Raw genomic sequence first — 24,222 nt, forward strand, 5'->3', positions numbered from 1 at the left:
AGAAGCTTCTCTTTCGATTGTTTTAGTAGTAATCTCGTTGGTTTTCTGAATGGTACACAATCACATCGTTAATTTTGCTATCTTTTTTATTCAACACATATCGTTGGACATTTTTTGGATTAAGTTGCTCGTGTAAAATCAACTTGTTTAACGAACTCTGACTGGCTGATAGAAAGACTTTAATCCGATCAAAGCCTTCTTCTTGGATCAATCCTTCAATATCAATCTTTGCCTTACCAGGATTGATTCGAAGCATCGCATAGTCCGTAGTGATTTTCTTAAAACCTTGTTCTTCCATCAATCGTAAGATTTTAATTCGAAACCCATCATACTGTTCTTGGATCAGAACTTTCTTTTTGCTTAATTTCACATAGGTATCAATTAACGTCTCTGTACGAGAGATGTGGTCAAAGCTTTGGTAGTAATTATCTAAACGTGCTTTTACGAGCCTTCTTGGATGAACGCCTAAATGCGGCGTATAACAATACAGGTGAGAAAGATCACGACCTGTGACTGCATGATACGCAAGGTCATCAAAAAGTAGTGCTTCATTGGTCAATCGTAACTCGCGTAAATCCTGAACTAATGCCAGGTTCGACCTCTCATAGTCACGGTTGTGAAAATCCTGAACATAGTAATCTCCTGATTGAAGATAATGGTTTCCTGACTTTCGTAACCGCTCTATCAATGTTGACTTTAGTATTTCTAGATCCTTAGAAATTCGTTTATATTCAATAAAGATCGAAGCTTCGAAAAAGCGAGTGATTTCTTGCTTTAACTTATTTTCTGTTTGACGATGCTGCTCAAAAGCGAGGTACATCGTATGGAGAGCGACATCTTCACTTTCTGAATATGCTAACGTTCGTTTGAGCTGCATTTTAAACTCCGTACTCTTACGGTGGTGCAATATGATGTTATCCCCGACGACTGCCCGAATACGTGCAGGAGTAGGGTAGTCACGCCAACGTATTGCAATCTTGCCATCTTCCTCATCAAGCTTTAGCCCTTGTCTCCCGATGTATGGGAAGTTCTCGAACAAAGAAAATTTAATTGATTGTACGTTCATCGGATCACCAAGTCTACGACAAACATATTGATAAACGCTAAGACCGCTAGCACAAGAATCCATAGTTCGTGAGTCGTTAATTTATTTCTCCGTTTAAAACTCTTATTTTTTCTCATGTTTTCTCCCTTCCACAAACCCACGCCCGAAGCGGCACAAGGGTTCGTGCCGCCTCATTGACCTGAGCGGGAAGGTTTATTTTATTTTCTGCATTTATTTGTATCGATAGATATATCTCATTACCGAATCATGATAGAGGTATTTTCGCTCATTCCTTCGTTTTCCGTCTGACCGTTTGTATGATCCTGTTCGTTTATGATTCACCTACAGGCAATGACTACTGCTGTAAGCGTCCTACTTGTTTATAATGCCGAATGAGGAGAACGGCCACTAAGGTGTGTTCATTCTCACTTTGGTAATCCTGTAGCAAGCTCTTTACTGAAGCCCGAGCTTCAATAGCCCATGATTTCTTTGTAATTTCGATGTGAAGGTATTCGTGGATAACCTCACTATAGAGATTTGGAACCTCACTGGACTCAACTTGCGCGTAGATTGCCGACATCATATCAAGGTTAAGAACATGGCCAAGTAGAATCTTACTGAGTAACAAACGCTTTTGGCCCAAACAGTAGTCATCCCATTCCTTTTCGATTTGAGTAAATTGTTGTTTAAACGCTTCATAATCCACTTTTAAATGTCGTTTCTCGATCTTTTCTAATTGTTTTGGTGATAATTTTTCAGCTTTGCGAAGTTTTCGCTTCGTGTATTTTTTTCGAACTTCTTCGTATGGTTTATTTGATAAATGAGCCTCTAGATCGTATACATAGCCACTTGCATTGCATAACCAACACCTAAACACATGCATCTCGGCATTAATAGAGAATTTGTATTTGCGACGTTTATTCGCGTCCCCATGGCAAAACGGACATTTGGCTTCAACCTGTATTTTATTCGCTGTACGCGGGTTGATCTCCAGGTTGTACTCGCTGACGATTGTCATAATGTCCGGCTGCATGGTCCAACAACTCCTCCAAAAATAAAAGATCCGTATCTCGCACGTCTTGATACGCACGAAGAACTGACTGATACGTATGTGACTTGCGATAAAGGGTCAAGGCTTGCTTCACGCAATTACACTGCACGTGTTTCGGGTAGTCACAACAATAGTGAGTAACTAAAACGTCGTCCGTCGATCCAAGGCGCTTGATCTCTACTAAACGAGAAACCGAAACTATGTCTTGCTTCTTCGGTGAGATAAGGGCAAACCGTTTGAGTTTAATGACGACATGATCTGAGAATTCATAAACGGTAGATTCCATTACATCACCGCCCGTGCATTCGTAAGACTCACCAGGTGGTGTTTGCATTTCACGATGTCCGCTAGAAATTGACCATTCACATGCAATTGATCGAAGAAATCCACCCAGGCATCACTAACAACGCCTCGGTATTCAATACCTTCTGCATCTGTAAAAACCAGTGATCCATATGTGCGGTATTGATCGTATCCTCGATGTAGTTCAAATTCATTCAGCACATAAATCGGGGCATCTGCGTTCTCATTCATGATCCCCCATGATTTCATGCGTTCGATGGCTTTCGCTAATTGTTTGTACGTTAATGTTTCAATGGTGTTCTCGTGTTGACCGTGTAATTGACGAAATAACTCTTCTTCGTCGATTCCTTTCTCAAGGAGGGTGTCAACCAAGGATTGGTATTCGTTAAGGAACGTCACTTTTTCTTCCGCTTTTTTCAGAATCGCTTCGAGTGTACTCATCACCGTCGCTTCTTGTTCGCTTTGTATATATGCGAATGAAGGAATTTGGCATAGCTTACTAAGCACATCCTCTGTCGCACTCGGTTGCAATGTAATAATGTTTTCAACTAAGTCGTAAATTCTCTCCATTGCATTAGGCATATTGCTCACCGCCTTGAACCGCAAAGCTGTATGCTTGCTTACTTCCGTTACGTTCCACCACACCTGAAGGAACCAATAAATCGGTGCGTGAATCATCGGCATACATTGCTGTCATGGCTGAAACAATATAACGAATACCAGGAATCATCGGTGGCAAAGGTGCGCTTCCGTATACGACTCGCTTCGTCTTTACCGGTTGATTATGCATCCATTCGTCCGTAAACGTTTCGCTTATCGTGCAGCGGGCTACATATCCAGACGGTTTGATGATGATTTGTTCACGATGACTCCCGACAAGGTGAACATGATGGCTTGTTAAATTGATTAATGAACTTGTGGCTTTCATTTTGTGAAATCTCCTTTGAACGCAAAAAGGCACGACAGCAAGGAACATTTCCTTTTTGTCGTGCCTTTTCCGAATGTTTTTAGCGTTTCGCTTTTGGTTTCATGATCGAACAATCTCTTTATATATATAAAAAAAAGGCAGAATAAAAAAGACCGTAACGGTTGCTTTTTCATTCTGCCTTTGAATTTTTATTGTATAACCAATAGATTGTTAAATTTTTAATGATGCACTATTCGACGTAACCGTAGTTAGTGTCGTTTCCATTTCATCCCTGTGCCTAAAAAGGGGGGATGAAAAGCAAGGTAGGTAAAGATCTTTGAATAGTGAAATATTACCCAACCTTAGTTAAAAAGTCAACTTCATTGTATGAATTTCGTATTACTAACAGGGGAGGTTGAAATTTACGAAAGAAAAGTGTATACCCTATAAATTATGATTGCACGATACTTAAAATAAACAAAACACAACATGTTGTATATGTTGGATGAACTTACAGGGTGATTCATGGTAAAATAGATGTGTGAAGTAGTTGGTATTAAACTATGAACTCATAAATAATTACTAATAGATTGCATATAAATCTGTGAAATTTGCCCATCAGTGTTCCTAAACTGATGGGTTTTTTAGTATTTACTAATATTTTAGCAAATATTCAGGGCAATATATAACTTTCAGTTTCTAATGAAAAAGCCATTGTTATGATCCCTACTTACGTTCTTAATCTTTTAAGTTATGACATGGGATCGACGGTGATTGAATGATAGCAATAAGACCTTTACTTTTAGGATACTTTTTCATTAAATTAAATGGCCATAATTAATGTTGAATCATAACGACCAAAATTGAGACATATTACGTGTCGGGTCTTGTAAATCTAAAAAATCGTTGTTGCTATTACTCTTTTAAAGCTACAAATAATAGTTTAAAAACTCTGCTAATTCACGTTATTATTAGTGAGGACTAAATTTATTCATAGAGGTAACAGTGTTTCCATTTGCAAAAAAACCATCTATTAGTAACAAGTTATGTATCCGAAGAAATGCTAAGTTTAAAGTAAGCGGTTTCTATTCGCTTAACGCGTAATGTACCAAGACTTACAATTATTAAGTAATCACGCGTTTCCTAATTTGACTACATAATAGTGAGGTGTTGAATGTGACAGACAAAAAAACCGGGAAGCCGGGAAACCATCAACAGGAGGGAATCACCCGACGTACTTTCATTAAGAATACAGGCTTGATTACCGGTGGTTTAGTTGGGGGTGGTTTGCTTGGGGGTCTTCTCGGCAACCAGTTGGGGACGGGAACGGAGACGTCAACGGAAGAACACGGACACGGCGCTACCCATAGGTATGAAGAAGCGCGAATGTTTTTTAAACGGCAGGGAGATTTCCGCGTGTTAGAGATGGTGACCGAAACCATCTTTCCTGAAGATGGCAACGGTCCAGGGGCAATCGCTTTAGGTGTACCTTATTTTATTGACCGCCAACTCGCGGGCAATTGGGGCAGTAATACACGGGACTATATGCAGGGACCGTTTGAGGAAGGGACAGACACGCAAGGTTATCAATCGTCGCTTACCCGTGGGGAAATTTTTCTCCAAGGCATTCGGCTGATTAATCAAATCAGTACTTCAGATTATGATGAAGCTTTTGTTGATTTAGAGGAACAAGACCGCGTCGCTATATTGACGGAATTTTCAGAAGGTAATGCGGAAATGCGCGGAGTTTCATCTTCTCGGTTTTTCAGTTTGTTGCGGCAGGCTGTCCTGGAAGGTGCATATTGTGACCCACTGTACGGTGGAAATCGAGAGATGGCTGGCTGGCGGATGAAAGGACACCCAGGTTCTGTGATGTCCTATTTAGACGTGATTCAAGAAGAAGATTTTGTTGAAATGGATCCCGTCGCACTGAAAGATCACAATCACTAAAGATAAAAATGCTTACGATTAGGGGGAGATGGCGTGGTACAACAACTAGATAAAGTGGATGTCGTAACGGTAGGAGTCGGCTGGACCGGAGGAATTATTGCAGCTGAGTTAGCGAAGGCTGGCTATAACGTTGTCGGTTTGGAGCGGGGCGCTGAACAGAAAACGGAGGATTTTCTGCAGACGAAAGACGAGCTTCGTTTTGATTCAAGATATGAACTGCTTCAAAACTTATCCAATGAGACGGTTACGTTCCGCAATACGCCGGACATGACCGCTCTGCCGATGCGGGAATACGGCGCTTTTCAGCTCGGGACAGGCCTTGGGGGAGATGGAGTTCATTGGAGCGGGGTCACGTGGAGATTTCTTCCTTACGACTTTGAAATCCAATCGCAGACCGTGGAGAAATACGGCGAAGATAAAATCCCGGAAGATATGGCACTCCAAGACTGGGGCATTACATATGAAGAACTGGAGCCTTACTATGATACTTTCGAAAAAACAGCAGGCATTTCCGGGGAAGAAAACCCCTTTGGCGGCTTTCGTTCCGATGATTACCCCACGCCGCCGATGAAAGAGACGCCGGCCCTTCGGCTGTTTAAAGAAACGACGACGGAGATGGGGTATCAGCCGTTCATGGCTCCTTCGGCCAACCCGTCGGAAACATATACGAATCCTGATGGAAAAAGGATTAATCAATGCCAATATTGCTCGTATTGCTCCCGATACGGGTGTGATTTCGGCGCCAAGTCCGATCCAATCGTTACCGTCATTCCAACGGCTTTGGAGACAAACAACTTTGAGCTGCGCACGTACTCCAATGTTACGGAAGTTCTGCATGAAGACGGGGTCGCCACAGGGGTCCGTTACACAGACTTGACGACGGGCGTAGAGTACGAACAGCCGGCGGACGTCGTCGTCTTAACGAGTTACGTGTTAAACAACGCTCGATTGCTCCTACAGTCGGAGCTTGGACAACCGTATGACCCGGAAACGCAAACCGGCAGCGTCGGCAAAAATTATTGTTATCAATTGGAGTTCAGTGGGCAGGGCTTTTTTGAGAAACAGTACAACATGCACATGGGCGCCGGGGATGGCCATTGATGACTTCAACGGCGATAACTTCGACCACAGTGATCTGGACTTCCTTCACGGTGGGTGGATTTCGCTACGGCAGGGCGGTCGGACTCCCATCAGCTCCAATGCGGTTCCGGCAGGCACGCCGAGTTTCGGCAGGGAATTTAAAGAACAATCCATCTATCAATTCTTCAGAATGTTATCAGTGGGGACTCAAGGGGCATCACTTCCTAACGTGAATAACTATTTAGATCTCGATCCTACGTATACAGATAAATTGGGCAACCCGCTACTGCGGATGACGTTTGATTTTCATGAGCAGGATCAAAATTTAGCCAGGTATCTGGCAGAGCAGATTGAAGACATTTTGACGGAAATGGGTGCGAGTGACATTGCGGTCAATAAAGACCTCGGCAATTTTGACATTGAACCCTACCAGTCCACGCACAATACAGGTGGCGTCATTATGGGGGATGACCCGGAAACATCAGCAGTGAACAGCTACCTGCAGATGTGGGACCACGACAACGTATTTGTGGTTGGAGCTTCTGCGTTTCCTCACAACGGCGGCTACAACCCAACTGGGACGGTTGGCGCCTTAGCATACCGGGCTGCTGAAGGCATTGAAGAATATTTAAAGAATGGTGGCGGACAACTGGTAAAATGGAACCTAAATAACAATGAGGGAAGGCGGACTTCAGATGAGCCCATTTAATATCGGTGTGCCGAGCTTAATTCTCATTTTATTATTGGCTTTGTTGATTTTCGGACCGAAAAAGTTGCCGGAAATAGGCAGTGCGTTCGGGGAGACCATTCAGTCTTTTAAAAAATCAACCCACGATCTTCTTGAGGATGAAAAAGTTCAAGAGGAGCAAAAGGTCAGCCATAATAAAAAGGGCGCTTAATCTTCAGCGCTTGTAAAAACATAATGTGTACACAAGACTTCACCCGGAATAGGTAAACGGCAAATGAACCTTTCCGAAAGGTACAAAAAAAGAGACAGGGATGTGAGACACAACATGAAGAAATTATTGATGGCAATTGCAGGTTCAGCTCTACTGCTCACGGCATGCGGCGGGGAAGAAGAAGCTGGGGAATCAGGTGAGACAGTAGATACAGCCGCTGGAGAAGAAGTATACACGGCCAGCTGCCTCAGCTGTCACGGTGACAACATGGAAGGGGCTTCCGGACCTGCGTTGGAAGGATACACTGCCGATGAAGTACTCTCAGCGATTGAAGAAGGACCAGGCGCCATGCCGGCCAACATCGTTGAGGGCGAAGATGCTCAAATCGTGGCTGCATACGTAGAAGACGAAAGCTAATGATTAGAAGTGGGTGACTAACCCACGTTCTTTCAACCACTAAACGTAAGGCTGCGTACTTGGTGGTTATAGTTAAGTCTAACAAAGAAACAAGCTTTTAAACCCTCGGTCTTTTCAATAATTAAAAGACCAAGGGTTTTTTTGTATGCGAATCAAAGACCATAAGGTAGTGCACTTATTCGCATTATATAGTTGAATGAAGGATACATAGGAATATTCGTTGAAAAACTGTGAACGAAATGCTTCTCCAGAGATTTAAAAACGTGCGGTCTAGTGATCGTACGTCAGTAACCGCGTTAAGATTCCTTTTACCAAGGTTGCGGATCGGATGTTAGTTCTTCGGTAATCTTGAACATTTACCGCCTACATTGCCATTTCTGGTAGCCTTAGAAGACTATACAAACAACGGATTAGAGATTTATCAAGCAGCGGGATTTTGTTGCGTAAAAGCTGGAAAGGGGGCTCTGTACGCCGCATAAGCATCTCTTTAGAGAAAATAGAGACGAATGCTTGTTGTCAAATGAGTTTGTTTGATAGTAATCGTATTGTCACAAGGGAGAAATTAGCAAAGCCATTGATTATGTTAAAGATCGATACGGTTTGTCATCAATTATCAAGGCTTCATCTCTTACAAGTGCAGGACTTGCTAATGACAAAGCTTCCAAAATCGGTAGTTATTATAAATAGTTCTGTATTATTGGTGTTCAGTTTCAGGTAATACAATTATAAATCACGAATTATAACAAGAATTACTACAAAGATTATTTCATTAGTTAAAGCATAAATTAAAACATAGATTGGCAAAATATAAAACGCTTGAATCCGTTGTTACATTAGGGATACAGAGGATGTCCAGTTATAAAAAATAAGATTGTCTATGATTAGAAGCTCTTTAGGATGATTTTTCGCATCACTAAGGAGCTTTTTTTCTATATTGCTTTTACTATTGAATGTTTGTTTATGATTTAAAAATTCTTGTCTATGTAATTTCTTTAGTGGTGTATGAACTATTATTAATGGTTATGAAAAAATCTGTATGTGGATAAAAAAATAAGTAAAAAGCTGATTAATTTTCGTATAAAACATCAATTCTAATATAAAATCATCATCTTTATGATTTATTTCCTAATGTGGATAAAAAATTGAATACAACTTGGTTAGTGTTGTGATTAATCCATAGTTATACACCGTTAATAAGACTACGAATACACTTTGGCATAAATAAAATCTATAGCTCATTCATAGACAACTATGTACTGTTATTAAATACTTCAGTTTGAACACGACAAATAAGCCCACTAACCGTAGGCAAACATTCAGTATTATGTTAATCGTTTCTTTAAGAAGCAAGTGATTGAGTATGCAATATGCGAATCTGAGTACGAATATAGCCCCCAGGGTTAACAATGGAAACCCCACTTCCAATCGCTTGATCCATAATGTTTAAGGCTTTTGATACTTCGTATGGTGAGTACTCAAAACAAAATTGCACATATGTATTGATTTCTTGTTCTGTCGCTTTATAATGTTGCATTTGTTTATCAAGTACAAGTGATAAGCCAGTCTTAAACTCTTTTTCTCGCTGTTTCTTGACTAGTTGTCCATCAAAGTCTTGATTAACAGAAACATAAACATGTCCCTCAATGTAGGAGGTATCAAATGCTGATGTCTCAACTTGTGTAATTTCCGTTAGTTTACGATGGAAATGAGTATATTTTGGTAGCATTAACTTTAAGTCATTCTTAGTTATGCGAGAAGGCTCGACAGGCTGAGTAGGATTGTATCGTTCTTTAGCTTTGGCATTATCTGTTACAAGATAGTAACGGATATGTGCTCTCAATGAGTTTACATTCAAACCTACTAATTCTTTAAAACCGATCCAAGGCATCCAAAAATAGCCCCCTTGACTATGATATTTTTGGTAGTCAGGAAGGAGAACATTAATATATCCTTTGCCACAATTAGATACGTAGATTAAACCCATGTCAGAAAGACGTTTATTACTGTATTCAACTGTCTTAATCGAACATTTAAGTTTAGCTGCAACTTCTTTTACGTTAACCTTTTCAACAACGCCATCTTCTCCCATTTGATGAACAGGTAAAAAATGATACATAAGGTATGTAAGGATGGCGTATTTAGGTAAGCGGTAATTGACTTGAATCATTTCAGAAGAATCTTCTTCTGAAAAGGCTGCCATATAATAATTTAATGAACGATTATGGTTAATATTCTGTTGGATACGTTGCATTTCTGCTAATAACTGTTTTTCAGATACACGTAACTTTGACCCACTATCGATATTACGAGGGGTATTGGACATAGATGCTCCAGGAAACTCAATAACATTTGTATTAATGGAACGTGATGAATGAACATACGTCTCCGCTTGCTCATAGAGGTTTCGTAATACTCCTTTACCAATCTTTCCTAGTTCGCGTACTTGCATTTATGTCACCACCGTAGTTTGTCTGAAAGTAGGATTATTTCAGGTTATAAGTCAAATATTGAAATTAGTATAGCAACATCTTCCAAGCGTGTAAAAAGGACGCAAAACTTCGCCCAAGTAGCTGAAACCCTTGATATATCTATGTTCAAAAAGGAACGCAAAATATCGCCCAAGTTATAGAATCCCTTTAAATAAGGGGGTTGAACAATTTCCTTATTCATAAATCACCAATTTAGTATAGAAAGGAACGCAAAACTTCGCCCAAGTTACTAAAAAGGGACGTAAAATATCGCCCAAGGTCATAAAAGAACGCAAAACTTCGCCCAAGATACAATAAAAGAACGCAAAACTTCGCCCAAGGTATCAAAAAGGAACGCAAAACTTCGCCCAAGTTGAGCAAAAAAAAATTTCTTTTTTTATAGATTCATAAAGAATTGCTCATTTTTGCCAATAAGAACGCAAAATATCGCCCAACATACTTAAAAGGAACGCAAGACTTCGCCCAAGTTCATAAAAGGACGCAAAATATCGCCCAAGCTTATGTGAGAAATTATAGAAAGATTAAAGTATAAGGGCGTAAGTAATATTAAACTTTATTAAGGAGTAGGTTAGTGGCATAGGGCTTGAGGATTGAGAGCTGAGGTTTAATAGTTTTGATATTTTATAAAGTAAAGCATATTAATATTAAGAACTTTTTATTCTGAAATCATTTAGAAGGGTTATCTCTGATACAAGAATTCATTCGAATTAATAAAGGTGCGAATGTGGATTCAGTTATAAATAAGGAAGGCAATTTTAAAACACTATTCATTCATCCTCATCAACTAAAATCATTAGCACTTAATATTGAAATACAAAAAGAAGCTATCAGTTTACCTAGCTTCTTTTTGTATTTCAATATTATATTAGTGTAAAGATTGTACAAGAGGATTTCTCTAATGCAATTTTATTGGTCCTAAATCGGCTAACTCTGTATCGGTGATTGGTAAGAACTTTACGTAAAATACATCCTGTACTCTTCTGTAATCCTTAATACATATATTGTTACTCATAATTTCTTGCATAGCCAATTCAATTATATCCATATTTGAATTCTGATTACGTGTGTTAAATGTAATTCGTCGGTTAAAGAACCCGTAATCGTATTGTTGCTCTTCGTCTAAAGCGATACTCTCTTGACTATATTCAGCGAAACGCTCTTTTTGTAAGATAAACACAATGCTTCTTGAAATATTGTTAGACAAGCCTTGCAGCATCTCACTGTATATCTTGGTCGTTTGTCGTTCGACGAATTGTTGATGCACGTAGCTGTTAATTGTAATCTCCGCAATTTCAGTGCTATCTTCATCGTAATACTGAACTTTATCTAGAAAGCCGAAAACAGCAGTTTCTTTCCCTTCTTGAACTAAACGAAAAGTCAAAGAGCGAAGTTTTGCTAATCGGTTTCGCATACCCTGATAATATTTACTGCTTTTACGTGGTCCATGGACGTCCCGTACAAGCTCACCTAACTTAACAGTGATAATCCTAGTTTTGAGGAAGTTAGCTGATCGATGATTAATAATTGCACCAAATACTTCCCGGTCAATAGGGTCCATAGCACGTTGAGCGTCAAGTTCGAGTGAACCTTGAGAGCCAAACAAAACTTGGAATGACTCATTTTGTTCAAAGTCCTTCTCAGTGAGCAACTCCATTTGTTCACCATCTTGATCAACAAGTGTTTGAGAGCGTTTATATGTAATTTTCTTAGGAGTGCTTACTGGATTAGTGATATAAGCATCTGGTTCTTCAGATATAAGGCCTTTTATGCCCCCAGGATATGAAGTTAAAATTTCCGTAATTTCAACGATAAGATCTGATTCCAGTACCGCTTTTATTTGATAATCATGTTTTTCACGAATGTATCTATAGTCCGACATTTTCTTTGAAGGGTCTTTTGCCCAAGCTTCGATTTCTTCAAGAATATCACTTGTTGCTTCTTCGACTGTTACGGCTTGAAAGTGTCTTTGAAATGCACTGCTGCCAAAACGTTGCATGTACAAATTCATATTATCAATATCCGCTAGAATTTCAGTCCGTTTAGTCGTAGGATTCTTGATTTGATTTCTTATAGTCGACAACCAACGACGTTTTTTCTTCTGACGACTATTGTTTATGACTTTAGATTTTAATTCTTTTGCGTATTTATCAGTCATCGTAGGGTTTTGATGGACGGTGAAGTTTTCTTGAATAATGCGCTCAATATAAGTGGTTAGAGACATTTGATAATACTCATGAAAAAGTGTAATAAATTCTTCTCCTAATTGCTGAGGAATTGTCTCTTTAATAAATTTTTCTGGAATAATTAGTTCTCCCATAAGCTCACCACCTTGTCATTTATTATATCAAACGTTTAGTTATCATTCATCCTCCGACCAATCATTTAAGTACGCATCGACCGCTTCTGCAAGCGAATTCGTTTTAGATCGAAACTTAGCGATGATGGAATCGAGTAAATTCAAAAATGAAAACTGTACTGCTTCTGGATTACACTCATGAATGAACCGTAAGACCTCTTTTAATTGTTGTCTACGATTATAATCTAGTGTGTCCATGATACTTTGCTCAATATGACGTTGTAAGAGCGGTGTTTCTTGACAAGCCACTCTAATGATTTCCCCTGCGGTAGAAGTCGGAGTCTTACCGATCGCATAAGCGAACGATTCCAACTGATTATAGATATGTTTTGTGAGTCTCATGTTCAATTTAGTTTTTGGATGTGGAACTCGTATAACTTTGCCTGAGTAGTCATTTTGTACGGCATGGCCAACATACATCTTGTTGCCGATCCACAAGTCACGCATCAATTCAGGTGCAAAATATTCGATTACTAAGTCGCTTTGGAAGCTTTCTTCTAATAGCGATTCAGCTACAGACTTAATTGGCTGCATCGTAATATATGAAACTCGATCCAGTGTTTCATAAAGAGCAGCGGGAACGGTTGGTTTACAATCTCGTTTCTTATCGGAACGCTCTTTTCTCGGAGCAATAATCTTCTCCCCCATGTTAAATCACCTTCTCTTTTAGAAATATCTCATGGAATGATTCTCTGATTCCCAAGTTTTTTAACTATATGAGAGTAGGGCAGAAGGTATGTTTAACATTGCTTATTTTTGGTGACACTGTTAAAAAAAGCAATGGGGAAGGTGGCTGATCAGCATGGGATTAAAGAAAGATAAGAAGAAAGCACAACAAGAAGCAAAAGAAATGATTGCTAGAGCTGAAAAACATTATATCTATTTAAGAAAGACCGAGAAGAATAGTTAGACTTATCAGTAAGTTTATTCCAATCTTTGCTTTTGTTAGAGCTTTTTTTTAGTGTGAATTTATAATTTCGAAAGGAGTTATAAATTATCATAGTCAGGATAGTCTTTCTATTATTTAGTTAAAGAATTTTTTAAGTATAAGTTCTTACTTCTTTATACTCAATGGCTGAGTAGGGGGTATATTCAACCATTGAGTAGTATGATTAACCTAAAAAATGGAAAATAAGCAAGTTTCACCTGTGGATTATGTGGATAAGTATACTACGCATTTATTGAGTAGTATAATACTCAACCATTGCGTAGTATTACGCATTCACTGAGTGGGGTACTACGCATTTATTGAATAGTATTACTCATCCATTGAGTAGACCGTATTTAAGATAAAAAGAACCCATTAATGGGTTCTTTCTACTAAGAAATTTTCTATCAATATTACATCAAATTGAGTTGATCTATGAAATTCTTCTAGATCGTCTCTTTCTTTAAACAAATTAATATAGCTCTGCTTCACAAATTCTTTTATATATTCTGAAGGGCAAATGATTTTCCAATGAGTGTCAGTAACCTTTATAAATATAATTTGTGAAGCAATTAGATCATATGAAGGTTTTGATATAATGGATTGAAGTTTATTCTTAATCTTATTTGTTAGGTTCTTTTCATCCATAGTGAGGTTTCAAATACATATTTATAGTCGCTTTTAACATTTTCTTGATCAAGAAGCCGTCTTCGCTTCATTTGTCCAACCAATAAGCTTTTATGATTTTCTACAATATTTACTGAAGTTGAATCGAATTTGGTGTGTGTATTCAAGATTTCAGTGCTTGTCTTATTTTGAAGGTCTGTCCCTTTATGTAAAACCTGTAAAAACTTATCATGTTCATTCTTTATTTTGTCTGGTAATTTCATAAAATCCTCGCTGCTAATGAAAGGGATATAGCGACGTACTTTTATTAAAGGCGATGTAGCTTTATTTTCACTATGTTTATCAAACCTATGGAAAACCATAATAAAAGAGTGATCTTCTAAAATTGTTAAATATTTACGTATTGTATTCGCTGATTTACCGAATTTCTGTACTAGGCTTTGTATGCTCACGTAACAATAATCTTTTTGAAATGCATATCTTCTAAGTAAAATATAGAGACTCACAGCTTCTTGCGTCAAGATAGGGGTCCAGAAGTCTAGCAAATAATTCGATACAATAGTAAATTGAAATGTATCTTGTTGCGGAAGACGATGTCCAATAGCATCAAGGTCAATTTATGCAATTTCTTTAAATGGAATGATACGGTTCTCAGTGTCAGGCCGTAAGTTCCCCTTTGAATGATGGATAAATCCACCCGTTTTAATAATCTTAGTATGAGTGTAGCGATTGTTGTCGTAATCTTTATATGGGTCGTATTCTTCAAAATGATCCACAAAAAAACCTCTTTTCATTTTTACCCGAAGGTACGACGAAATAGAGGTTTGACACTCCCACAGCTAAAGCAGTGGGATTCTTGAGTACAAAACCGTTCGCAGTCCATTTCTGGTTTGAACTCGCCTCAAGTTAGGGGCTGTGTCATCAGCCCGTCTTAGGTCAGAGGTTATACCTACCTAAGCTGCCTAGCTATTACCACCAGACACAGGTGCAAAACGAATGTTTTTGGCACCGACTACATCCCTATGGTCTTTGTATTGACATTGTTTACAGTAAAAAGATCTTGTTATTGTCTTGTTTCGTTCTCCGCATGCAGGACAAGATTGGGACGTATATTTTGGATCGACATGTTGGACTTTGATCCCGACTAAGGCTGCTTTATATTCAATACATTGAATTAGACGATAAAATGACCACGCATGCAACGATCGGTTGTTTTTGCGACTTGTTCTTGTCGTCTTTCGAATGTTTGCTAATTTCTCAACATGAATTACGCCTACGTCCATGCGTACCGCAAAGTCGACAATTTGACGACTGATCTTATGATCTTGGTTCTGCATGTAGCGTTGCTCTTTGTGTTTTGATGCACGAATCGCGTCTATTTTTTTCTGTTTACCAAGACGCTTTCTGCGACAATAGTGGTAACGCCTAACATATTTATTCTGTCTTCCTTTTCCAAAAAATCGAACTTCGTCAACGTCAGTGACACAAACAGCCGGGACTTTGACACCTAAATCAACGCCCATAACCTTCCGAGACGACGAGGGTGAAGAGATCTTCTCAATCGCAATCTGAGCGACCCAATCTTCCCCTTTCTTTGTGATCCGCAGAGAACCCACCTTTGAAGCGTCTTGCAAAAGCTCCCACTCCCTCTCGTTAACAATCGCTTTAATAAACATTCGTGTGGACTTCCCGTCAACCATAAGTGGAAAGCTTATACCCTCTTGTGTTGTTGAGAAGTTCTGATTGTTAAATGTGATGACTGGTTTTTTGAGAATAGATATGACTGAAAATTTCATTTTCTTAGCTTTTTGGAACACTGACTTTGCGTCTCGAATTGCCTGATTTTTTACAGCGCTGTTTAACTCAACATCCACATGTTTAGAGGTTTTCTTTGTAATCGCCTTAGACTCAACCATTTCGGAAACAAGACGATTTATTGTGGCGATATAAAGTGTGGAGGATCGCTTTAGCAAGTCATTTTGGGAAGGATTTGGCTTTAACCTTATCTTAATCGTTAAGGCTTGGGTTACGATCTCCGTTTTTTCCGACATTACAATCACCTCTTCCTTTGGTTTTCAACGTAGCGCTTGATCGTTTCACTTGAGACATTACCCGCAGTGGACACAGAATAGCTTCTTGTCCAAAGAGATGGCAGGTGCTTGATGTCAGGGAATTCCTCACGGGGTATCTTCGACGTTTTACCTTTTACCTTAGCCATAATGTCTGAGGGACTGAGAAACGGAGAAGCGTTGATAAACAAATGAACGTGATCTTTATCTGTTTCCATCGAGACAACCTCTAGTCCATATTCAGAACAGGTTTCCTTGACTAGTTCCTTAAAGCGTAGATCCAATGATTCGTTGTTAAAGATTTTCCGGCGGTACCTTGGACAAAACACAAAATGATAGTTGATGAGGTGGACAGTTGTTTTCGCTTTCATCCCACGCCTAAAGGCGAGGGCTTTCCCGCTCACTGAATCTGTAATGATTGACGTTAGAAATTTTCTTTGATATGATTAGCACATCAATTTAATAAAGCTAAACCTTAGTTTCATATCAATTGACGAATGTCAATCAGGTTCACCTGTATTTCTAATCGCTCTGATCTAAATGTCGACCAAACATTTACGTAGATCAGGGCGATTTGTCGTTTACCTGGATATTTGATTTGTTTAACTGTATCATAGGCTACTAGATTCTGACAAGATAGCCAATGTACCGACAACCCCTAAAGGCTGATACGACACAGTTTTTTCAACGTTTAGTAAAAAACCCTTGCTAATAAATCAGGAAATTTGTTAAGATGAATGTGTTAAAAATGATCTTTACCTACGTCCCTTTTCGTCCCCCCTTTTTAGGTGCAGGGAAGAAATGAAAAAGTATGCAGAAAGCGTACTAATTCCGCTACACTAAAACTTAAGCAAGAAATTATCAAAATACAAGAGCGTACGAAAAAAACATTCCTTGGAGTGCTATTTTTCGTACGCTTTTTTTATGCCTATAGATAGCAAAATGAAAGGAGAAGAAGAGAAGAAAGACTAAAAGAGAATAAGAAACACGTATCAAAAAACATAGAGATGCAACAACAAGAGAGCAATGATTATTGTTCTCTTTTTTTGTTGCAATAAAAAAGAGTGTAAGACAAATGATTACAGATGTAGGTCCAACAATAACGTATCATGCATCGTTCATGAATGTTTATATCCCGAAGGTTACGTATCATTACGCATCAATGAACATGATTATTTCAATTATTGATGCCATCAGTCAATTAACTGAAGAAAATGTACCTGGCGTTTCTGCAATTGAAGTGGAAGTGTATTCCAAAAGCCTAGATGAGTATGAAGTTAAAGTGTTATGGGATATTGCATGTAAAGATTTATTAGGCGCGAGTTGGGTGATGTTGCAGCGACTATTCATTGGAAGTGAAGCATCATGCATTTACTTCGTTTCGCTGCTAGAAACGATTGAATACACGGATATTGAACGCAGATACAAGAACAAGAAAACACTATTCGAGCTATTAAAAAGTAGTGCAGATGATTAAAAGTGAATAAGAGCTGTTGCGAAATCGTTCTATTGAATAAGCATAAGGCATACGTAGGTCAACTTCTTAAAGAGGATCAGAAAGCCATTAACAACGCCTTGTAAAAACGCTGTTCGAGTCGGGATTGCGTGGAGAGGAATTTAAAACAAGCGGTTCAAGATGGAATGGATTCAAGAGTATGTGACTTAGTAGATACGATCGATGTAGATGTAGATGTAGATGTAGATGTAGAAAAAGTAAAGGATGATAAAAATGAATAAAGTCTATGAAATACTGAAAATTAAGCAATTTGTAAAAGAAGTTGAATATAACTTTGATATTCTTAATAATCCAGAAACCGCTGCTAAAATTGCAACGATGACGATTGGTGATTCAGATCGTGAAGAGCTATTAGTTTTGTGTTTAAACACAAAAAATAAAGTTGTGGCAATCCATTCCGTATCAGTTGGAATAATTAATCAAAGTATTGCACACCCCGCAACTATTTTTAAAACAGCAATTCTAAATAATGCTGCATCAATTATTTTGGCCCATAACCACCCAAGTTATGATGTAACGCCATCTGAAGAGGATATAGACTTTACAGATCGTGTAGTAGAAGCCGGAAAGCTAATCGGTATTCCTGTTTTAGATCACATTATTGTGAATGGTGTAGGTGGTTATTACAGCATTAAGGAAGGTCTAACACAATCGACGTATATCGATCCAAAAGAAGAAGTGAAGTTTAATTTAATCGTAGCGGAATCATTCTAAATAAGCCTCCCCACTGGCAGTTGAGCGGCGCATCATTGGCCGTTCAGGTTATGATGTGGAAAGGATCAAACGTATGAAAAAAAGTGAGCAGCCTGTAATGTTGGTGAATGACTTTTCCGATCATTATCTCATTCAGTCTATTTCGGCCAATCCATTACACGTAAAGTCAGAAATCAAGACGGAATCCTTGAGGAAGAACGATGCAAGGAATACTTTATTAACAGAAGGAAAGACAACGTCTGTGTATGGAAATTCGTGGCGAAAGATTTCGATGAAGTCATTCCAAAAGTAAAAGAACATTTCAACTTAAAGTACATTTGGGAAATTAAAAACTAGCCTTCCCCTCTGGCGTAAACGAGGCGGCACATTCTAAATGCCGCTTCGGTGGTTAGAGTGTGGAAAGGAAAAAATAGATGAAAAAGAAACGAACAACAACGACGGAAATTGTACATTCTCTAGTCGAGATTATCTTAGAACGATTAAAAGAGGGAGACATACCTTGGCGTAAACCTTGGACAGTTCCCGATGCCTACAATCGCATCTCGATGAAGCGTTATCTTGGCTTCAACCAGTTGCTTCTTGGGGGTGGTGAGTGGGCGACGTTCAAGCAGATTAAAGACGAAGGTGGCACAATCAAAAAAGGGTCAAAAGCCATGAAAACCCTCATTTACAAGCCGATTACAATTACAGATGATGAGAGTCAACAAGACGAAAGTGAAGAAAAAAATAAAAAGCAGATCCCAATGGTAAAGACCGCGAATGTATTTAACATTGAACATCAGGTCGAAGGGTTGGAACCTAAGCGAGTGGTCGTTCATCGACATGATAATGCCATTGATGCTTGCGAACAGTTGTTGAACGCTTATTCGGATTGTCCAGAAGTGATCAGCGGTATACAAGCGGCCTATAGCAGTCAACAGGATATCGTAATGATGCCTGATATTGGTCGATTTCATAATGCCGAAGGATATTATGCCACGCTGTTTCATGAGATGGTACATTCCACAGGTCATATCAGTCGACTCAATGGAAGTGAGACAATATAATCATCTTTTTTTCTTTATATTAGTAGAAAAAGAAATAAGACAGCGGGCACACAGAGAGGTTATCATAAGACATTATTTGCATGATTTTAAGAGATACAGGATCATTAAATAATGTGATACAATCGATAAAATGGAGGGGTAGGATGGATGGTCAGAAAATTCTAGACGCTATATTTGAACTGAAGAATGACGTTAATAAAAGGTTTGAGAGTATAGATAAAAGGTTTGATATGGTCGATTCTCAATTTGGAGAGGTTCTAAACCGTCTTGATCGAATTGAGCAAGCGCAACAAGAAGAAGTTGTCGCGTTCTTAAAGAACGTAAATAAGAAGATAAACCATCAAATAGATATATATAATGAATTAAAAATTGATACAGAGCTGTATTATAATAAATTTAAATGACATGGAACGAAGGCTAGACAGATTAGAAAGAAAAGCTATGTGCATTAATCACTGATTGGAAAATTGGAAAACAAAAGGCGGCCGTTAAAGGTTGTCTTTTGTTTTTTAGCAATATTAATTTCACATACCGAACTTTTATTTAAAAAAAGAAAAGCTCGAAACAACAATAAATTGTTGTTTTTCATCGCTAAACTAGCAAAGAGTAGTCTTTGCAGCTATGATGGAGCACAAGCTTCTCTCTATTGTCTACAAAATCTGGTTTCTTGGTTAGATTGACATCTTTTTGATTATACCATTCATATACTAATGTATATACTTTTGAATATATAAATTTTATATGAGGTGATATAATCATGAAAAATCAAGGAGGTAAAAGAGATAAATCTGTACAAGGGAGGAAAAAATCGATGACTACAAAGATGCACCCGTATGGTGGAAGTCATGCCCTCACGGTCCCTGCTTATGTAAAAAAAGCACTTAACATTGATGAGAGTACAGAATTGGAAATCGAATTAAAAGATGGAGGTTTTTTCGTTAAACCAATTAATAAACAAGAAACAGGTGTAGATCAAGAGTTTCTAGATTTTCTAGAGCAATCGGGTGAAACGTATGGTGATGCTACAAGGAGATTAGTCGATCGAAAATGAATAATGTTTCGGAAATAGAAGTGAAGCGCATCAATGCATACATCATAACCAAGTACTCACCTGGAGAAGAAATTGGAATTAAAGAATATGGAAATCTCGATTCAGCATTAAACCGTCCTAAAACGGATGTTTTTGGGTATGAGGCTTATCCTACATTATATCTAAAATGTTCGTCACTTTTTTATTCGTTGATTAATAATCATGCATTTCACAATGCGAACAAACTTACAGCATTTTGGTTTTTATTGGGTATGTTGCAATTGAATAATATAACGTTAACAGCCTCTAATGATGAGGTTGTTAATTTCACAGTTGAAATCGCAGAAAATGATGATAAAACTGTCGATATGGAAAAGCATATCCTTTATATTGCAGAGGGATTAAGGTGCATTCTAGACAAGATGATTAATAATTGTCATCTTGTCTTTTTCATTATATCTAGAACAAGAACTAAGATAGCAAGAACACAGAGGAGTTATCATAACGAAGGTTATACAGATTAGAAAGAAAGGGATAATGTTCATAGGGTGTCTTGATCATAGAGAATAATATATAAACGAAAAGCACTACAAAACCAAAATTAAGGTTTTATAGTGCTTTTTTGTTTGAATGGGTATGGATTTCAAAGTTCCCAGTTTCAAGTGCTGTTATTGCATATTGTAAGGTTAGTTTCATAATATATTAAGAGTCTAATCGAATGGAGTGAATGTCTTGAATAGTTGGAATTGTTATGTTCAGCAAAGTTTACTGTTGTCAAAAACTTACATAACCCCTGTAGATATCCCTTATGTTGAAAGTATTCTTCATACCATTAATCAAGCCCAAACACCTCTTAAAAACTTCCCGAATTTGAATCAAGCAATACCAATTACAGTTGTTGACCCAGAGTTGATTCAAAATGACTGATTTAAATTCTTTAACGGTTAATGAACTCGCTCCATTGTTAGAAGCAAAGCAGTTATCTCCAGTAGAACTAACAGAATCTTTGTTATCAAGAATCGATGACATTGACCCAGCTGTTAATGCATTTATAACACCTCTTCATAAATCTGCTCTTAATCAAGCTCGGATTGCAGAAGATGAAATAATGAAAGGGAGATACAAGGGCTTCCTCCACGGTATTCCAATTGGAATAAAGGATAATTTTTATACAAAAGGTATTAAAACGACTGGAGGATCTAAGTTGCTGTTAGACTTTATTCCTAATGAAAATGCGACAGTCGTTGAAAAATTGATTGATGCTGGTAGCATTATATTGGGTAAACTAAACATGCATGAATTTGGTGGTGGGTTAACAAATACTAATCCGTTCTTCGGAAATAGCCGTAACCCTTGGGATTTAAATTATATGACTGGGGGCTCAAGTGGTGGAAGTGGAGGTGCTTTAGGGGCTGGGCTAATCCCATTAGCAACTGGAACCGATACTTTTGGATCTATTCGAGTCCCAGCTTCGATGTGTGGCGTGTACGGTCTAAAACCCACGTATGGTCTCGTCAGCACTTATGGTATCTTACCTTTATCATGGACCTTAGATCACGCTGGACCAATGGCTCGTTCGGTTGAAGACCTTGCTCTAATGTTAAACGTTATAGCTGGTTATGATTCTAAGCAACCTGGTAGCATTAAATCCCCAAAAATAGATTATAGAAATAGTTTAAATCAGAGTGTAAATGGTCTGAAAATAGGAATACCAACTTATTTCTTAAAGGAACTAGACCAAGAAGTATTATTACTTTTTCATCATGCCTTAAAGAAACTACAGTCAATGGGAGCTGAGGTTGAAGAAATCGATATTCCTGAACTAACGATGGCTCCTTATGCAGGCTATGTCATTATGACAGGAGAAGCTGCAACATCTCAATCAAAGTGGTTAACCACGCAGGGAAATGATTACGCTCAAGATGTCCGAAGCTTATTTAAGACCGGATTCTTAACAACCGCATTACAATACGTTAGAGCACAACAGGTAAGACGTTTATTGACACAAGCGTTTAGCAAAACTTTTGAAAAAATCGACATAATAGTTGGTCCGGTTGTTCCGCACGCTACTCAACGTTTTCATACTAATTTTGTTAATCAAAATTTAGACATCATCAAAAGATGTATGCCGTTTACCTCTCCAGCAAATTTAACAGGAACTCCATCTCTTTCTGTTCCTATAGGATTTGATTCACATGGCTTACCAGCAGGCATGCAATTTATAGCAAATCATCTTTCAGAAGATATATTAATAAAACTTGGTAATGCGTGGGAAAGACAAGATAACCTATAAAGAAATAATTAATAAATGGGTTATTGATTTAATTTTACAAACCTTTGATCCTTGTAAAGAACATTTATTACGATTCTTTGACATTATAATGTAACTAATGAGAGTTAGAGCGCTAATTTTTGAACAAAGATTAGTATTATAAAGTGTTAAGGGCCTTTTTCTTTGTTTTTTCACTGTTTATAAATTTAATGACTATGATTAAGTTTACTATAATTAATAAGCTGACTACACCAAACGTAATTGTTACGTGATTTAATAATATTGCCATTAACGGAGGACCAGCAGCTACACCAGTAAAACGTGCTGAACTATAAAAAGAAGTAATTAAACCACGTGACTCTTTTTCAATATTCTCTGTAATGAATGCATCAAGAGCTGGCAAAATAGCTCCAATCGAAACACCTATTATACTCACAGTTGTAAGCAACCAAAATAATGATTCTTTAACGAATCCGACAAGAGGAGAAGATAACAGTATAATGCTGAGCGATAAAACCATCATCCATTTCATTCTTTTGAGGTCTCCATTAATTAGGCGGCCACTAAAAAAGGATGCGCCACACAGAAAAAGAAGAGGGATCGCTAGCAGTAATCCTTTCCTTATATTTTGTACTGCAAAAGTTTTTTCTAAATGATCAGAGAGAAAGAACTGCAGAGCAAATAATAAAAGCATTGTAAATCCTCCAGTAAAAAATACAGTGAATAGCCAGTTTCTATTTTTGTTAAATACTGTTTTCGTGCTTTGTAGGAATCTAGATCTTGGGGGATTTTGCTTTTGAAAGTCAATATTTTTATTAGGAGGGTGTAAAGTTAAAATAACCAGTGTCACTGCGATTATAGCCAATAATGCAGCTACATAAAAAGGAATGAACCACACAATTGTAGCTAGCCCAGCTCCTAATATTGGGCTAATTACTTTACCGAAGGTATTTGACGTTTCGATAAGGCCGAGCGTTGAACTTGCATGATCATCATCATTTTGGAAGATATCCCCGACAAGGGGAATAACAATAGGGAGTGCACCAGCTGCACCGGCTCCTTGAATAACTCGACCAATGATAATAAGCAGGTAGGAATTTGATAACGTAGTTGCGCTAATAGCTGCTATTAAACTACCGATAATTGTAATTAGAAGGCTGGGGACGATGACTTTTTTTCTGCCTAAACGGTCTGATAAATATCCAGCTATTGGGATCAGGAAGACGGAAGAAACCGAGAAGCTAGTAATTATCATGCTTGATTGGAGTGGTGTAATTCCAAGCTCACGTTCAAAAGTAGGCAAAATAGGGATGAGCATAGAGTTACTGAGAGTCATGACAAGTGGGATCGTGGCAAGAGAAATTATACACCATAAACTAACCTTTCTTTTCATTACTGTTCACCCCAAACTTCATTATTACATTTAGCTTTTACATGAAATGCATTTTTATCCAAGGTAATTTTAGGAAGATGATTTATATATTGAGTAAGTTAACTAGCTAATCAAATATGATTAATGAAAC

Annotated in this window: 25 protein-coding genes and 1 pseudogene; 13 read left to right on the forward strand and 13 right to left on the reverse strand. The window is 38.1% G+C overall.

Annotation, left to right across the window (positions count from 1 at the left end; translation table 11 throughout):
• Window positions 1-22 precede the first annotated feature (22 nt).
• The 5 genes from JOD17_RS16025 to JOD17_RS16045 form a co-directional block, all read right to left on the reverse strand.
• On the reverse strand, window positions 23-1,066 hold the full coding sequence (locus JOD17_RS16025) for a hypothetical protein (RefSeq protein ID WP_204698979.1): 1,044 nt from the start codon (window positions 1,064-1,066) through the stop codon (window positions 23-25).
• Between the two features lie 334 nt (window positions 1,067-1,400).
• Complete coding sequence (locus JOD17_RS16030; RefSeq protein WP_204698981.1) at window positions 1,401-2,078, reverse strand: hypothetical protein; 678 nt, start codon at window positions 2,076-2,078, stop codon at window positions 1,401-1,403.
• A complete protein-coding gene (locus JOD17_RS16035; protein ID WP_204698983.1) occupies window positions 2,011-2,382 on the reverse strand; it encodes a hypothetical protein in 372 nt (123 codons plus the stop codon). The genes JOD17_RS16030 and JOD17_RS16035 overlap by 68 nt, the downstream gene beginning before the upstream one ends.
• Complete coding sequence (locus JOD17_RS16040) at window positions 2,382-2,981, reverse strand: hypothetical protein (RefSeq protein ID WP_204698984.1); 600 nt, start codon at window positions 2,979-2,981, stop codon at window positions 2,382-2,384. The genes JOD17_RS16035 and JOD17_RS16040 overlap by 1 nt, the downstream gene beginning before the upstream one ends.
• Complete coding sequence (locus tag JOD17_RS16045) at window positions 2,974-3,327, reverse strand: hypothetical protein (RefSeq protein WP_204698985.1); 354 nt, start codon at window positions 3,325-3,327, stop codon at window positions 2,974-2,976. The genes JOD17_RS16040 and JOD17_RS16045 overlap by 8 nt, the downstream gene beginning before the upstream one ends.
• A gap of 1,155 nt (window positions 3,328-4,482) precedes the next feature.
• Here JOD17_RS16045 and JOD17_RS16050 point away from each other — a divergent pair.
• From JOD17_RS16050 to JOD17_RS16065, 4 genes and pseudogenes are all read left to right on the forward strand, one after another.
• A complete protein-coding gene (locus JOD17_RS16050) occupies window positions 4,483-5,256 on the forward strand; it encodes a gluconate 2-dehydrogenase subunit 3 family protein (protein WP_338028815.1) in 774 nt (257 codons plus the stop codon).
• Window positions 5,257-5,289: 33 nt separating this feature from the next.
• Window positions 5,290-7,045 (forward strand): annotated as a pseudogene (locus tag JOD17_RS16055) (GMC family oxidoreductase).
• Complete coding sequence (gene tatA / locus JOD17_RS16060; protein ID WP_204698986.1) at window positions 7,032-7,235, forward strand: twin-arginine translocase TatA/TatE family subunit; 204 nt, start codon at window positions 7,032-7,034, stop codon at window positions 7,233-7,235. The pseudogene JOD17_RS16055 and the gene tatA overlap by 14 nt, the downstream one beginning before the upstream one ends.
• Before the next feature lie 114 nt (window positions 7,236-7,349).
• The gene (locus JOD17_RS16065; RefSeq protein ID WP_204698987.1) at window positions 7,350-7,652 is read left to right on the forward strand and encodes a c-type cytochrome; all 303 of its coding nucleotides are present in this window, start codon (window positions 7,350-7,352) and stop codon (window positions 7,650-7,652) included.
• A gap of 1,339 nt (window positions 7,653-8,991) precedes the next feature.
• Here the strand turns inward: JOD17_RS16065 and JOD17_RS16070 are convergent.
• From JOD17_RS16070 to tnpA, 7 genes are all read right to left on the reverse strand, one after another.
• Window positions 8,992-10,101: a hypothetical protein gene (locus JOD17_RS16070; RefSeq protein ID WP_204698988.1), complete on the reverse strand. Its 1,110-nt coding sequence runs from the start codon at window positions 10,099-10,101 to the stop codon at window positions 8,992-8,994.
• 935 nt (window positions 10,102-11,036) lie between these two features.
• On the reverse strand, window positions 11,037-12,458 hold the full coding sequence (locus JOD17_RS16075) for a hypothetical protein (protein WP_204698989.1): 1,422 nt from the start codon (window positions 12,456-12,458) through the stop codon (window positions 11,037-11,039).
• Window positions 12,459-12,500: 42 nt separating this feature from the next.
• A complete protein-coding gene (locus JOD17_RS16080) occupies window positions 12,501-13,145 on the reverse strand; it encodes a hypothetical protein (protein WP_204698990.1) in 645 nt (214 codons plus the stop codon).
• Window positions 13,146-14,054: 909 nt separating this feature from the next.
• Window positions 14,055-14,573, reverse strand: a complete 519-nt coding sequence (locus JOD17_RS16085) for a helix-turn-helix domain-containing protein (protein WP_169967479.1) — start codon at window positions 14,571-14,573, stop codon at window positions 14,055-14,057.
• Between the two features lie 96 nt (window positions 14,574-14,669).
• A complete protein-coding gene (locus JOD17_RS16090) occupies window positions 14,670-14,828 on the reverse strand; it encodes a hypothetical protein (protein WP_169967478.1) in 159 nt (52 codons plus the stop codon).
• A 186-nt stretch (window positions 14,829-15,014) separates the two neighbouring features.
• Window positions 15,015-16,103, reverse strand: a complete 1,089-nt coding sequence (locus JOD17_RS16095) for an RNA-guided endonuclease InsQ/TnpB family protein (RefSeq protein WP_204698991.1) — start codon at window positions 16,101-16,103, stop codon at window positions 15,015-15,017.
• A 5-nt stretch (window positions 16,104-16,108) separates the two neighbouring features.
• A complete protein-coding gene (gene tnpA / locus JOD17_RS16100) occupies window positions 16,109-16,492 on the reverse strand; it encodes an IS200/IS605 family transposase (protein ID WP_204698993.1) in 384 nt (127 codons plus the stop codon).
• Between the two features lie 704 nt (window positions 16,493-17,196).
• Between tnpA and JOD17_RS16105 the strand changes: the two genes are divergently transcribed.
• The 9 genes from JOD17_RS16105 (at window position 17,197) to JOD17_RS16140 (ending at window position 22,720) form a co-directional block, all read left to right on the forward strand.
• Window positions 17,197-17,598, forward strand: a complete 402-nt coding sequence (locus JOD17_RS16105; protein ID WP_169967476.1) for a hypothetical protein — start codon at window positions 17,197-17,199, stop codon at window positions 17,596-17,598.
• A gap of 128 nt (window positions 17,599-17,726) precedes the next feature.
• On the forward strand, window positions 17,727-17,858 hold the full coding sequence (locus JOD17_RS21575; RefSeq protein ID WP_275581886.1) for a hypothetical protein: 132 nt from the start codon (window positions 17,727-17,729) through the stop codon (window positions 17,856-17,858).
• Window positions 17,851-18,351 carry a JAB domain-containing protein gene (locus tag JOD17_RS16110; RefSeq protein ID WP_169967475.1) on the forward strand — a complete coding sequence of 167 codons (501 nt, stop codon included), beginning with the start codon at window positions 17,851-17,853 and terminating at the stop codon, window positions 18,349-18,351. The genes JOD17_RS21575 and JOD17_RS16110 overlap by 8 nt, the downstream gene beginning before the upstream one ends.
• A 413-nt stretch (window positions 18,352-18,764) precedes the next feature.
• Entirely contained in the window at window positions 18,765-19,397 is a 633-nt protein-coding gene (locus JOD17_RS16115) for an ArdC-like ssDNA-binding domain-containing protein (RefSeq protein ID WP_169967474.1), read from the forward strand.
• Window positions 19,398-19,540: 143 nt separating this feature from the next.
• The gene (locus tag JOD17_RS16120) at window positions 19,541-19,801 is read left to right on the forward strand and encodes a hypothetical protein (protein ID WP_204698994.1); all 261 of its coding nucleotides are present in this window, start codon (window positions 19,541-19,543) and stop codon (window positions 19,799-19,801) included.
• A gap of 407 nt (window positions 19,802-20,208) precedes the next feature.
• Window positions 20,209-20,448, forward strand: a complete 240-nt coding sequence (locus JOD17_RS16125) for an AbrB/MazE/SpoVT family DNA-binding domain-containing protein (RefSeq protein WP_204698995.1) — start codon at window positions 20,209-20,211, stop codon at window positions 20,446-20,448.
• Window positions 20,445-20,951: a type II toxin-antitoxin system death-on-curing family toxin gene (locus JOD17_RS16130; protein ID WP_204698996.1), complete on the forward strand. Its 507-nt coding sequence runs from the start codon at window positions 20,445-20,447 to the stop codon at window positions 20,949-20,951. Before JOD17_RS16125 ends, JOD17_RS16130 begins: the two co-directional genes overlap by 4 nt.
• Window positions 20,952-21,159: 208 nt before the next feature.
• Window positions 21,160-21,354, forward strand: coding sequence for a hypothetical protein (locus tag JOD17_RS16135; RefSeq protein WP_169967470.1), 195 nt, complete (start codon window positions 21,160-21,162; stop codon window positions 21,352-21,354).
• The gene (locus tag JOD17_RS16140) at window positions 21,347-22,720 is read left to right on the forward strand and encodes an amidase (protein ID WP_169967469.1); all 1,374 of its coding nucleotides are present in this window, start codon (window positions 21,347-21,349) and stop codon (window positions 22,718-22,720) included. Before JOD17_RS16135 ends, JOD17_RS16140 begins: the two co-directional genes overlap by 8 nt.
• Window positions 22,721-22,856: 136 nt before the next feature.
• On the opposite strand, the gene JOD17_RS16145 is transcribed toward JOD17_RS16140, so the two are convergent.
• A complete protein-coding gene (locus tag JOD17_RS16145; RefSeq protein WP_204698997.1) occupies window positions 22,857-24,092 on the reverse strand; it encodes an MFS transporter in 1,236 nt (411 codons plus the stop codon).
• Between the last annotated feature and the right edge of the window lie 130 nt (window positions 24,093-24,222).

Source organism: Geomicrobium sediminis (assembly GCF_016908595.1).
Lineage (GTDB): Bacteria > Bacillota > Bacilli > Bacillales > Marinococcaceae > Geomicrobium_A > Geomicrobium_A sediminis.